The organism is Fusobacterium sp. IOR10 (genome assembly GCF_010367435.1).
GTDB lineage: Bacteria > Fusobacteriota > Fusobacteriia > Fusobacteriales > Fusobacteriaceae > Fusobacterium_B.
This window is the reverse complement of the sequence record NZ_WJWY01000016.1, coordinates 1-12984: the sequence shown is the minus strand read 5'-3', so window position 1 is coordinate 12984 and position 12984 is coordinate 1. Positions and strand designations below refer to the sequence as shown.

The 12984-nt window shown below is 28.7% G+C and carries 11 protein-coding genes; 5 read left to right on the top strand and 6 right to left on the bottom strand.

What is annotated here, in order from left to right:
* Nucleotides 1-38 precede the first annotated feature (38 nt).
* Entirely contained in the window at nt 39-785 is a 747-nt protein-coding gene (locus tag GIL12_RS05885; RefSeq protein ID WP_163469572.1) for a PHP domain-containing protein, read from the bottom strand.
* Nucleotides 786-798: 13 nt separating this feature from the next.
* Nucleotides 799-2244 carry a cardiolipin synthase gene (gene cls, locus GIL12_RS05880; RefSeq protein ID WP_163469571.1) on the bottom strand — a complete coding sequence of 482 codons (1446 nt, stop codon included), beginning with the start codon at nt 2242-2244 and terminating at the stop codon, nt 799-801.
* Nucleotides 2245-2396: 152 nt separating this feature from the next.
* On the opposite strand from cls, the gene GIL12_RS05875 reads away from it, so the two are divergent.
* Genes GIL12_RS05875 through GIL12_RS05865 form a run of 3 tightly spaced genes read left to right on the top strand, consistent with a single transcriptional unit; the run spans nt 2397 to nt 5075 of the window.
* On the top strand, nt 2397-3230 hold the full coding sequence (locus tag GIL12_RS05875) for an SIR2 family protein (RefSeq protein WP_163469570.1): 834 nt from the start codon (nt 2397-2399) through the stop codon (nt 3228-3230).
* A 53-nt stretch (nt 3231-3283) separates the two neighbouring features.
* Nucleotides 3284-4315: a hypothetical protein gene (locus GIL12_RS05870; protein WP_163469569.1), complete on the top strand. Its 1032-nt coding sequence runs from the start codon at nt 3284-3286 to the stop codon at nt 4313-4315.
* Nucleotides 4299-5075: a GTP pyrophosphokinase gene (locus GIL12_RS05865; RefSeq protein WP_203522537.1), complete on the top strand. Its 777-nt coding sequence runs from the start codon at nt 4299-4301 to the stop codon at nt 5073-5075. Before GIL12_RS05870 ends, GIL12_RS05865 begins: the two co-directional genes overlap by 17 nt.
* 54 nt (nt 5076-5129) lie before the next feature.
* On the opposite strand, the gene GIL12_RS05860 is transcribed toward GIL12_RS05865, so the two are convergent.
* From GIL12_RS05860 to GIL12_RS05850, 3 genes are read right to left on the bottom strand one after another with little or no spacing between them, the layout of a single operon-like run.
* The gene (locus tag GIL12_RS05860) at nt 5130-6887 is read right to left on the bottom strand and encodes an NADH-dependent [FeFe] hydrogenase, group A6 (protein WP_163469567.1); all 1758 of its coding nucleotides are present in this window, start codon (nt 6885-6887) and stop codon (nt 5130-5132) included.
* Nucleotides 6888-6910: 23 nt separating this feature from the next.
* Nucleotides 6911-8695: an NADH-quinone oxidoreductase subunit NuoF gene (locus tag GIL12_RS05855; protein ID WP_163469566.1), complete on the bottom strand. Its 1785-nt coding sequence runs from the start codon at nt 8693-8695 to the stop codon at nt 6911-6913.
* Between the two features lie 16 nt (nt 8696-8711).
* Nucleotides 8712-9197, bottom strand: a complete 486-nt coding sequence (locus GIL12_RS05850; protein WP_163469565.1) for an NAD(P)H-dependent oxidoreductase subunit E — start codon at nt 9195-9197, stop codon at nt 8712-8714.
* Nucleotides 9198-9631: 434 nt separating this feature from the next.
* Between GIL12_RS05850 and glsA the strand changes: the two genes are divergently transcribed.
* Both glsA and GIL12_RS05840 read left to right on the top strand, forming a co-directional pair.
* On the top strand, nt 9632-10546 hold the full coding sequence (gene glsA, locus GIL12_RS05845) for a glutaminase A (RefSeq protein WP_163469564.1): 915 nt from the start codon (nt 9632-9634) through the stop codon (nt 10544-10546).
* Nucleotides 10547-10585: 39 nt separating this feature from the next.
* Entirely contained in the window at nt 10586-11980 is a 1395-nt protein-coding gene (locus GIL12_RS05840) for a sodium:alanine symporter family protein (RefSeq protein WP_163469563.1), read from the top strand.
* A gap of 74 nt (nt 11981-12054) precedes the next feature.
* Here the strand turns inward: GIL12_RS05840 and nudC are convergent, their stop codons facing one another.
* Nucleotides 12055-12822, bottom strand: coding sequence for an NAD(+) diphosphatase (nudC, locus tag GIL12_RS05835; RefSeq protein WP_163469562.1), 768 nt, complete (start codon nt 12820-12822; stop codon nt 12055-12057).
* Between the last annotated feature and the right edge of the window lie 162 nt (nt 12823-12984).

Below are 12984 nucleotides of genomic sequence, written 5' to 3'. Positions count from 1 at the left end.
AATATTATACACCATTTTTAGGTTTTTGAAAAGAGATTTTATTTTTCCAGAGCTCTATGTATCATATAAAACAGATGTTTTTTTCCTAGACCCATTAAAAGTTTAATTTTATCAATGGATTCTAGGAGATCAAATTTGTATTTTATTTGATTAATTAAATTGCAAAATTTATCAACTTCATTTATAAAATGAGCATCACTGCCAAAAGTAAGATCTTTTTTAAATTTAGTTTGAAGATTTTTGGCTATTTTATTTCTAGAAGCAGGAAGAGCATTATTATGAATTTCAATAGCATTAACTTTAGAAATAACATCATATATATAATCTTTATTTCTAACAAAATTCTTTTGGGCAATACCTGCTATATGTGGAATGGAAATATAACATTTAAATTTTTTTAGTACCTCTAAATAATAGAAAACATCCTTATCTGTTTTAGCCATTCTAAATCTATTCTTATTTGGTTCCACATAAAATTTATAAAAATAAATGAGATCATCTTCACTTTTAAAATAAACTAATAATTCAAAACCATCAATACATCCTAATTCAATTCCTGGAACAACTCTTATTCCTAATTTTCTAAGAAGAATGTTTCCTCCAATGGCATTATGGTCAGTTACAGAAATCAAATAATTTTTATCCTTTAAGAAATCCATAAGTACCTTACCTGTTATAAATCCATCAGAATAAGTTGTATGCATGTGAAGGTCTAGTAGAGTAACTTCCTTTCCCCGTTCTGTATAAAACTCAGCGAAAAATTTGTTTAAATTTTTTAATTTCATAAAATCACACCCTTTATATTATGGGAGATATTAGCTTTATAATAGCTTCCTTAACTTTTTCTGAAGTTTTTCTATTTTCTAAATCCTCACAGTTTAAAATAATTGAGTCATGGATATCTTCATAAAATAACTGTCTTAAATATCCAATTAGTTCAATATCATAAATATTGAAATTTATTTCAAAATTTTGATAAAAACTTCTATAGTCAAAATTAGCACTACCAATGGCAGCTATTTCATTATCTATAATAACAAGTTTGCTATGAAAAAATCCATTTTGATATTTATAAACCTCTGCTCCATTTTCAATAAGTTCAATAACTGAAGCTTGATTAGCCCAATAAACAAACAAATGATCTCCAAAGGAAGGAATAATAATTTTCACTTCTATTCCAGAAGCAAGGGCAATTTTCAAACAATCTAGTATTAAATCATCTGGTACAAAATAAGGTGTTTCAATATAGATACTTCTTTTTGCATTTGTAATCATAGATATAAATGCATCTCTTATTGTTCTAGTTTGATAGTTTGGCCCGCTGCTGATTATTTGAATAGCATTAATGTCATAGTCTTTAATATTATCAACCATTTCATTAGCTTTTTTTCTTAAAGATTTATCAATTTCTTTAAAATCTAAAGGTTCTTTTTGTAAAAAGTTCCAAGAGATATAAAAATCTCTATCAGCATCAATTGCAGTTTCACCTTCTATTCTACACCCTGTATCTCTCCAATATCCAAATTTGCTATGTCCAACATATTCTTTTCCAATATTAAAACCACCTGTATAAAGTGTTAAACTATCAATAATACATAGTTTTCTATGGTTACGATAATTTGCTCTTAAAGTTCCAAATCTAAATATTGGGAAATGAGATGGAAAGAATATTTTTAAAATAACCCCACTATTTTCCAAAGATTTTTTACGATTTCTTTTTAATTTTTGGGTACCAATTCCATCAATGATTATTTTAACATTAACCCCCTCTTTAGCTTTTTTTTCTAATTCATCATATATAATTTTTCCAAATTCATCATCATTAAAGATATAATATTCCATATTAATACTTTCTTTAGCACATTTAATATTTGATATCATATTTTTAAAAAATTTATCTCCATCTTTGTAAAATAATACAGTATTACAATATGTTACCTTATTACCTACAGTTTTTATAATATAATTAACAAGTTCCTTTCTTTTTTCAACTAATCTAATTTTGTAGTTATTATTAGTATAAATTTCCTTGAAAAAAGTTCTTTTATAAAACTTGTTAACTTTTCTTTTTTTATATAGTTTTAGTCCAAAAAACAAATAAGCAATAAATCCCACATAGGAAGTCAAAAGCAAAATAAGTATCCAAAGTAATGTATAGACAGGACGTTTTCTTTCAAAAAATAAAACGATTGCTGCAAATATTATATTTATAATATATATATAGCTTCCTATTTCTAAAAACATAATTTCCTCCAAAATATTTTTTGTGTTATAATATGCAAATATTTTAATATATATATTTATATTATACCTTATTTTTTCAATTTTTAATTGAGAATTTTTCATTTTTAGTATATACTTATATTGAGTAAATAAATTTATAAGAGAGGTATTATATGAGCTTTTTTGAAAAACTTGATTTAGAGAAAAAACTTAATATATTTACTGGAAATTTTTTTCAACAATCCAGTGACTTACCAAGCAGAGCAAATCTTTCATCAATTCTTACAAATCAATTTAAATTCAAGAATTTAGGTGAAATAAAAGATAGTTGTTCTCTTTTTGAAGTTAGTCAATGCTTTGTTGACGATGTAATTAGTACTCGAGATTGTCTACTAAAAAAATTACAGGGAATATATGAATATAAAAAAGGAAATCAAATATTTTTAGAATCTTTAGTTAATTCAAATGTTGTTGCTTCCATAATAAATACAAATTATGATTGTTCATTTGAAGAAAATAAAAATGTGTTTAAAGTTACTCCCTTTAGTTATTTAGATTCTCCAAATGGTAAAATAAGATTATATAAGGTATTTGGAGATTTATTCAATTTAGAATCTTGTGTTATAACAAAACAAGATTTTAGAAAGTTAAAATTACTTCCATTTTACAAAATATTTTGGGATAGTATTAGATATGAATTAAAGATTAGAAATTCTATTTTTTTAGGAGTAGATTTAGAAGATTCTGATTTTTTTGAATTTATAGAATTCTTATTAAAGGACTGTCTAGATGAAATTAAACCAATGTATTTTATCACTTCTAAGTCCATATTAAATCCTAAAATTATAGAATTTTTTAATAAATATAAAATAAAGTTACTTGTTTCAAATGAATATGAATTTTTTAAAGGGTTACATTTTTTTTTAGAAGACAGTAGTGAGATAAACATGGAAAGATTATTTCCATTGGGAGACAAAAATGTGATTTTAGAAAAAAAATCCCTGTAGTAGTTTCCGATACAGAAGCAATTGTTTCTAAAGCCAGTGAAAAAGAACATATTGTGGAGACTACAAATGATGGCATTGAAAAAAAAGAGGAACAATTTTCCCTATTATCCCATTCAAATGAAGTAAAAGAAGATATCATTAAAAAAGAAACTGTTAATGAAGAGGTTGTAGAGGAAGAAAATGCAAATGAAGATATTATTGAAAAAAATATTGTTAGTGAAAAAGTTCCAGAGGAAGAGATTATTAATCCTAAAAACATTGAATTTGATGCTAGGGAAGAAGGTTTATTCATAGAAACAGCACTTGAAATTAGATGTTCATCATCAAATTTATATAGATTTCCTTTGAAATCAGGAAATTTACCAAAGAATATTGAATTTGGAAATTCTGTTGTTGTTGGACATACGAATATTAGAATAGGAGAGTATTCAATTCCTTGTTATATTAATTCTTTTTCCAATGATAAACTAACATATTTAGAAATTAAAAATAGAGAATTTAAGTTAGGCTTCAGTGTTATTTTGAAAAATGATACAATTGAAGCTACAAATGAATATTTTTTCTATGAAATGAGCAAAGGACTAAATCATATACGTAGTATTGAGGTTTTAAAAATTCTAGATAAAATATTTTCAGGGGTACCTATTGTATTTAATGTGAAATTACTTTTTGGAAAATTAGAAATTGAAAATTGGGTGGAGCTAGTAAAAATAAAAACTGTTTTGGAAATCTTCACTTTATCTAAAAAGAATAAATTTAAGATACAAATGAATAAACTATTAGATGTTGATAATGTTTTTTATAAATTGAATCTAATGGGAATGTTAAATAAAACTTCCACATTTAATACTTGGTGCAATCTAAAGATAGATAATTCTAAATTATTAGAGGATAGAAAAGTAAATATTTCAGATTCTTTGAGAATTAAAAGAATTCTTCCTTTTAATAACAAAATATCCATTGAAGAGACAATAGACATTTTAGAACCTATAGGTTCTTGGGAAGTTAGAGAGGATAAAATTGTTAGTAGAAAGAAAAAATGTGTTGTAACATTGAAGAAGTTAAGGAGTGGAGATGTTAGATAGAGATGAGTTTTTTAAGAAATTTTCAATCAATCAAAATTATTTTAATTCCACTGGCTTAAAGTGGGAAGTGTTAGAAGAAATATATGATGATTATATTAAAATTATTCCCTATTTAGAAAAAACAGCAGATGACTTTATTTTTAAGTTAATTGATAAGGAAAGTGTTCACTCAGTTAGACGTAGAGTGAAAAAGCCAACTCACCTTATAGAAAAAATTATAAGAAAAGGGAAAAAATATGTTTCTCAAGGAATAGATGTTAGTAACTATAGGGATATAGTAACAGACCTTATAGGGGTTAGAATACTGCATTTATTTAAAAATGATTGGATATTTATTCACAATGAAATTATAAATACTTGGAGACTTGCAGAAACTCCCCAGATAAATGTTAGACCAGGGGATTTTGACATGGATGTCCTAAAAAGAGATATGGAAGACCTTCACTGTGAAATTATAATTAGACCTCATGGTTACAGGTCAGTACATTATTTAATAGAGGTAAATATTGAGGATTCAAAAATAGATACTTTTGTTGAGGTTCAAGTAAGGACTGTATTTGAAGAGGCTTGGAGTGAAATTGATCACATTATAAGATATCCCTATGATAAGGATAATCCTATTTTAAATGATTATTTAAGTATTTTTAATAGAATAGTAGGTAGTGCAGATGAAATGGGAACTTTTATAAAAGAATTAAAACCTAAAGTAGTTCCCCCTCATATGAATGACAATATAGAAGCTGACAACAAGTATAAATAAAAAATAAAATGTACCTTCAAAATTAGTTTTATCTAATAATTGAAGGTACATTTTTTATTTGTTTTTTCTATTAACATAAGTAGTGTGGAGTAATTTATGAGATTTTTCACCATAGGGATTTCCAAGAGACTCCTTATAAAGATTAATAACAGATTTATTCTTATGAGATTCTCTTGTTTTACTATGATTATCTAAATTTTGTACAGCTTCTCCTCTTTTTTCAATAATACTAAAATCTCCATGATGATAAGGTTGTCCCCCTCCACCAATACATCCTCCTTTACATGCCATAACCTCAATAGCATGAAAACTTTCCTCTCCATTTTTAATTTTTTCAATAAGTTTACTAGCAGCTCCAAGACCATGAACAACAGCAAGTTTTAAATCTATTCCTTTAACCTTTACACTAGTTGTTCTAACTTCTTCAAATCCTCTAAGGGGAATGAAATCTAAAGTTTTTAGTTTTTCTTTAGTTACCCATTCATATAAAGTTCTAGTTGCAGCTTCCATAACTCCCCCAGATCTACCAAATATTTCAGCAGCTCCAGTTGATTCTCCAAGGGGATTATCAAAATCTTTATCATGTAGAGAAGGGAGATCTATATTGTATTGCTTTAATAATCTTCCTAATTCTCTTGTTGTTAGAGAATAGTCCACATCAGGGTTCCCATTTTTAGAAAACTCACTTCTTGTACATTCATATTTTTTAGAAGTACAAGGCATAATTGAGACGCATATTAGATTTTCTCTTTTTATATTGTTTTTAGGTGCCCATATATTTTTAGCAATGGAACCAAAAATTTGTTGAGGAGATCTAGTTGTGGATAAATTATCCAAAAGTTCAGGATAGTTTAATTCTGCAAATCTAATCCAAGAAGGACAGCATGAAGTATATAATGGAAGTTTTATATTTTTATTTCCTTTTAAAAATTCTTCTAGTCTATATTTTAGCTCACTTGCTTCCTCTAATATAGTAACATCTGCAGCAAAGTTTGTATCAAAAACAGCATGAAATCCTAATTTTTTCAAAGCTCCAACCATTTTTTTTGTTACATCTGTTCCAACAGGAAGCCCAAATAATTCCCCTAGGGCAACTCTTACAGCAGGGGCAACTTGAACAATAACTTTTTTATTTGGATTTATCAAATCTTGAATTAAGTTAAAGGTGTAGTCAGTTTCGTATAAAGCTCCAACAGGACACACAGCAACACATTGTCCACAGAAAGTACAATTAGTATCAATTAAATTTCTATTAAAAGCAGTATTTACAATTACATTAAATCCCCTGTCAATTCCTGTTAAGATACCACAATTTTGAATTTCTTCACACATAGTTTCACATCTTCTACACATTATACATTTTGTTATATCCCTTGTAATTGCAACTGAAACTTGTTTGTCATGTTTTGCTTCCTTTCCTTTAAATCTCATTTCTCTAAGACCAAATTCAATAGCTAGTTTTTGTAATTCACAATTTCCATTTTTTCCGCATATTAAACAATCTTTAGGATGATTTGAAAGCATTAGTTCAAGAACTATTCTTCTTTTTTGCATTACTTTAAGAGAATTAGTTACAACTTCCATTCCTTCTGAAATAGGAGTTTTACAAGAGGGTAAAAGTCTATTCATTCCTTTAACTTCAACTACACAAATTCTACAAGAAGCGCAGTCATTTTTATATCCAATTTCTTTCATTTCCATATAGCATAAATGAGGGATTTCTATTCCAGCACTTAAAGCAGCATTTAATATAGTAGTATCTTCAGGAGCTATAACAACTTTATCGTCTATTTTTAATCTGATCATTCTCATAATTTTAATTTGCCCTCCTAATATTATATTTTGTCAATTGCTTTAAATTTACAAATTTCATAACAAGCGCCACATTTAATACAAATTTCATTGTCAATTCTATGTTTTTCTCTAATTTCCCCTTTAATTGCATTAGTGGGACAAACTCTAGAGCAAGCAGTGCACCCTACACAATTATTATTAATAACATAGGTCACTATATCTTCACATACACCAGCACGACATTTTTTTTCAAGAACGTGCTCTAAATATTCATCTGGAAATTGTTTTAAAGTTGATAATACTGGATTTGGTGAGGATTGTCCTAATCCACATAAAGAAGTATCTTTAATTGCTTCAGATAGTTCTTTTAAATGTTCCAAATCTTGTAATGTTCCTCTTCCCTTTGTGATTCCATCTAATAATTCATATAACCTAGTATTTCCTATTCTACAAGGGGTACATTTTCCGCAAGATTCATCTAAAGTAAATTCTAGGAAGAATTTAGCTACTCCAACCATACAGTCGTCTTCATCCATAACTATCATTCCACCAGATCCCATAATAGAACCTTTTTCCTTTAGAGTATCAAAATCTATTAATGTATCTAAATCCTTTTCTGTTAAACATCCTCCAGAAGGACCACCTGTTTGAACAGCTTTGAATTTTTTTCCATCTTTTATGCCTCCACCAATTTCAAAAATAATTTCTCTCAATGTTGTTCCCATGGGAACCTCCACAAGACCAACATTATTTATTTTTCCTGCAAGGGCAAATACCTTAGTTCCAGGAGAATTATTTGTTCCAACCTCTCTAAACCAATCACTACCATGCAAAATAATTCTAGGAATATTTACAAGGGTTTCTACATTATTAACTATAGTAGGTTTATTTTTATATCCCCTTTCAGCAGGATAAGGGGGTTTAGAAGTTGGTTCCCCTCTTTTTCCTTCCATAGATTGAATTAATGCTGTTTCTTCTCCACAAACAAAGGCACCAGCACCAAATTTTAATTCTATATGAAAGTTGAAATTACTTCCTAATATGTTGTTACCTAAATATCCAAATTTTTCAGCACTTTTAATAGCTTTGGTCAATCTTTGGATAGCTAGTGGATATTCAGCTCGAATGTAAACCATACCCTTTTCAGCACCAATGGCGTATCCTGCAATAAGCATACCTTCTATTACTGAATGGGGATCTCCTTCGAGAATTGCCCTGTCCATAAATGCTCCAGGATCCCCTTCATCAGCATTACAAACAACATATTTTTCTTCACAGTCATTTGAAAATGCAACCTTCCATTTTATTCCAGTTGGAAATCCTCCTCCCCCTCTTCCTCTAAGCCCAGATTTAGTGATTTCATTAACAACATCATTAGCTCCCATTGATGTTATAACTTTTTTTATTCCCATATAACCATCATTTGAAATAAAGTCTTTTATATTTTCAGGATCTATTATTCCACAATTTTTTAAGACCCTTCTTTCTTGTTTTTTATAAAATTCCATATTTTTTGAATTATAAATAACTTCATTAGTTTTAGGATCCTTATATAAAATTCTAGCTATTTTCATTCCCTTCATTATATCTAACTTAATTATATCCTCTGCATCAGTTGGTTTAACCTCCACATAAAAAGTGTTTTCAGGTATTATCTTTACAATTGGACCTTTTTCACAAAAACCAAAACATCCTGTAAGAACAACCTCAACATCATCACTTAATTTATTTTGAGAAATATATTTTTCAAGGTTTTCTTTAATTAGATTACTCTTAGATGATAGACAACCTGTTCCCCCACAGACTAATATTTTTTTCTTTTCCATTCTTCCTCCCTAAATATTATTGTTTTTCTTTAGCAAGATATGAAACTAAAATATTTTTCACTTCATTAGGTTTCACCTTTCCATGAACTTCTTCCCCAACTATGATAACTGGGGCTAAACCACAAGCTCCAACGCATCTTAGACAATCAAGGGAAAAAACTCCATCCTTTGTAACTTCTCCCACTTGAATATTTAATTCTTTTTTTATTGCTTCTAAAACTTTATCAGCTCCTCTAACATAACAAGCAGTACCTGTGCAAACAGAAATTTGATATTTTCCCTTAGGTTTCATAGAAAAAAAGTTATAAAAACTTACAACTCCATATATTTTTGCAACAGGCATGTTAATTTTTCTTCCTATAAATTCTTGAATTTCTTCAGGTATATATCCAAAAATTTTTTGAGCCCTATGAAGAATTATTATTAGAGAGCCTTGTTTATCTTCCAAAGAAGAAATATATTCATCTAATTCTTTAAACCCTACATTATCCTTACAAATCATCCATATTCCTCCCTTTTGCTTAGTTGTTCTTTTTTAATGTGTTAGATATTAAAAAAGAAACATTAGATACATTATTATACACTTTTTTACAAGATACGTCCACATGAATTGAGCATATACAAAATATATAGGGCTCCATATATTTTGTATATGCTCAATTTCAACATTGAAGTTAATGATTTTTGTGGTTTTAAGTATATATATCATGAATGATTGTGCATATAAAATTTGTGTGAGTATAAACCTAATAAACAGACAAAATTTATTGACATACTGTTTTAAATAGGGTATTCTTAGATAGAGGAGATTAATTCGATTCAATTATAAGCTATTTCAGATTAATATGTTTTTAAAAAACACATTTTTAAAATTATTTTTAAAGTTGTTGTATCTGAGATAATTATTTAAATAATATATACTAGAAAGGAGATAATATGCAAGATCTATTAAAAATTTTAATTGAAAACAACATTCATCATACAAAGAATGGAAAGGTAGCCTCTTATATTCCAGAATTGGATAAGGCTAGAAAGGACGCTTTAGGAGTTTATGTTATGACTGTTGATGGAGCAGAGTATAAGGCTGGAGACTATGAAGAGAAATTTACAATTCAAAGTATTTCAAAGATAGTTTCATTAATGTTAGCTATACTTGACAATGGAGAGGAATATGTATTTTCAAAGGTTGGGATGGAACCTACTGGAGATCCCTTTAATTCAATTAAGAAATTGGAAACTTCAATAATTAAAAAGCCATACAATCCTTTAATAAATGCAGGGGCTATAGTTATTAGTTCTATGATAAAGGGAAAAGATGCAAGGGATAAGTTTTCAAGATTACTTAATTTTATGAGAAAAATAGCTGAAGATGAAACATTGGATGTTAATTATAAAATTTATTGTGGAGAATCTGATACTGGAAATAGAAATAGAGCAATGGCTTATTTTATGAAAGGTGAAGGGGTTATTGAAGGGAATGTGGAAGATGCTTTAGATGTTTATTTTAAGCAATGTTCTATAGAGGTAACTGCTAAAACTTTAAGTAAAATAGCATTATTTATTGCTAACAATGGAAAGCTTAGTAATGGAGAAGAAGTTATAACTCCGAAAATAGCTATAATAGTGAAAACTCTTATGGTTACTTGTGGAATGTATGATAGTTCTGGAGAATTTGCTCTGAGAGTTGGAGTGCCTTCAAAGAGTGGTGTAGGAGGAGGAATACTTTCAGTTGTTCCAGGAAAAATGGGTATAGGGGTATTTGGGCCATCCCTTGACTCTAAAGGAAATTCAATAGCAGGGGTTGCATTACTTGAATATTTATCTAAGGAATTAAATTTAACAATATTCTAAAAGAAAGTATTACAAAAAATAAAAATTAAGGGGGATTATATGGAGTTTTTAGGAAGTTTTGTGGGGACGATTAACACGTATTTATGGTCTTATATTTTAATTGGATTATTATTAGCAGCAGGAAGTTATTTTACATTTAAAACAGGTTTTATTCAAATTAGAATGATAGGGGAAATGTTTAGACTTTTAGGTGGTGGATCAAAAAAGAAAGAAGGCGGAGTTTCATCTTTCCAAGCTTTTTGTATATCAATAGCATCAAGTGTTGGAACTGGTAACCTAGCAGGAGTTGCAATAGCTATTGCAATAGGTGGTCCTGGAGCAGTTTTCTGGATGTGGATAGTTGCCTTAATTGGAGCTGCTTCAAGTTTAGTTGAATGTACCTTAGCTCAAGTATATAAAGTTAAAGATGGAGGTCATTTTAGAGGTGGACCTGCTTATTATATGGAAAAAGCTTTGGGAAAAAGATGGATGGGTATCACATTCTCAATATTAATTTCTATAACTTATGGATTAATATTTAATTCAGTTCAAGCTAATACTATTTCTTTTGCATTTGAAAAAGCCTTTAATATTAGTAGAGTACATGTTGGAATAGTTTTAACAGTTGCAACAGCAATAATTATTTTTGGTGGTGTAAAAAGAATAGCTCGTGTTTCTGAAATTTTAGTTCCTATAATGGCAGTTGCTTATATTATAGTTGCATTATTTATAATAATAAAAAATATTACAATGATTCCTACTATATTCTCAATGATTATATCAGGTGCCTTTGGATTAAAACAAGCTGCAGGAGGATTATTTGGAGTTGTAATAATGCAAGGTATAAAGAGAGGATTGTTCTCAAATGAAGCTGGAATGGGTAGTGCTCCAAATGCAGCTGCAGCACCAGATGTTTCTCACCCAGTTAAACAAGGACTTATTCATGCTCTTGGAATATTTACAGATACAATAGTAATCTGTTCTGCCACAGCATTTATAATATTAATTTCAGGATTCTACAATGATGGAAATGTTAATGGTATTCAATTAACTCAAGATTCAATTGTATCTCAAGTTGGACCATGGGGAGCTATCTTCATAGCAGTTTGTATTTTAATGTTTGCCTTCTCTTCAGTTATAGGAAACTATTACTATGGTGAAACAAATATTGATTTTATAAGTTCTGACAATAAACATTGGCTAAGAGCTTATAGAATATTAGTTGTTGCAATGGTTATGTTTGGTTGCGTTGCTAAAATCCAAATTGTTTGGGACCTTGCAGATTTATTTATGGGATTAATGGCAATAATGAATTTGGTAACTATATTATCCCTTTCAAAAATTGCATTTGCTGTAATAAAAGATTATCAAGTTCAAAAGAAAAAAGGTTTGGATCCTGTATTCAAAGCAAGTTCAATACCTGGCTTAAAACATGCTGAATGTTGGGAAGATTAATTATTAAATAAAGCTTATCTCAATTATAGATATTACCCTAAAAAAAGGACCGTTTTTATAACGGTCCTTTTTATTTAATTATTTTCTTTAAGATTTAGGCAATGACCAATTATTTCTCTAGAAATACTTCCATGAGGTGGAATATGAGGGATATTATCCTTGGAGAACCAATCTCCTGTTTGAATTTCCAATCCATCAGGGGTTATTTCTCCACTTTCATATTCAGCAGTAAAACCAAACATCATAGAACTAGGAAATGGCCAAGACTGTGATCCAAAATATTTTATGTTTTTAACATTTATATTTACTTCCTCTTTAATTTCTCTTCTAACAGCTTCTTCAAGGGTTTCTCCAAGTTCAACAAAACCAGCGATTACACTATATCTGTCCTTTAAAAAATTAGTGTTATGAGCTAGTAAAAGTTTATCTCCCTTAGTTATTCCAACTATTATAGCACAAGCTATCTCTGGAAATAATAATTGTCTGCAATTTGGGCAAAGTTTAGATTTATCTTCCTTCATAGAAGGGAGTTCTTCCCCACATACTCCACAATATCTATGGGTTCTATCCCAGTTTAATATTGCCTTAGCTTGAATAGCTTTAGAATAAGTTTCTTCTTTATAAAATTTTCTGCAATTTCTAATATCATCAAAGATATATCCATCTGGAGGAGTTTCAAAGCTATCTAATTCAACAAGATAACTGTCTATTTTATCATTTAATTTAAATGGTTGAAACTTAAAATCCCTGTCAATTGAAAATTCCTTTTCTGATGGAACAATGAGATTGTTATCATTAACTTTTCTCATTAATTTATTCCCTGTATATATGTATAACTCCATAATGTAAACCTTCCTTTATCTAATGATCTTACAGAAAAATGGGTCTATAATATTTGGTGTTGGTATTTGTAAAAATACTAATGCCTTTATTTTTTGCAAAAAAAAATTGAGACAAATAAAAAAATCCGTTACAATTAAGTTGCGACACCAAAAGAAAGGATG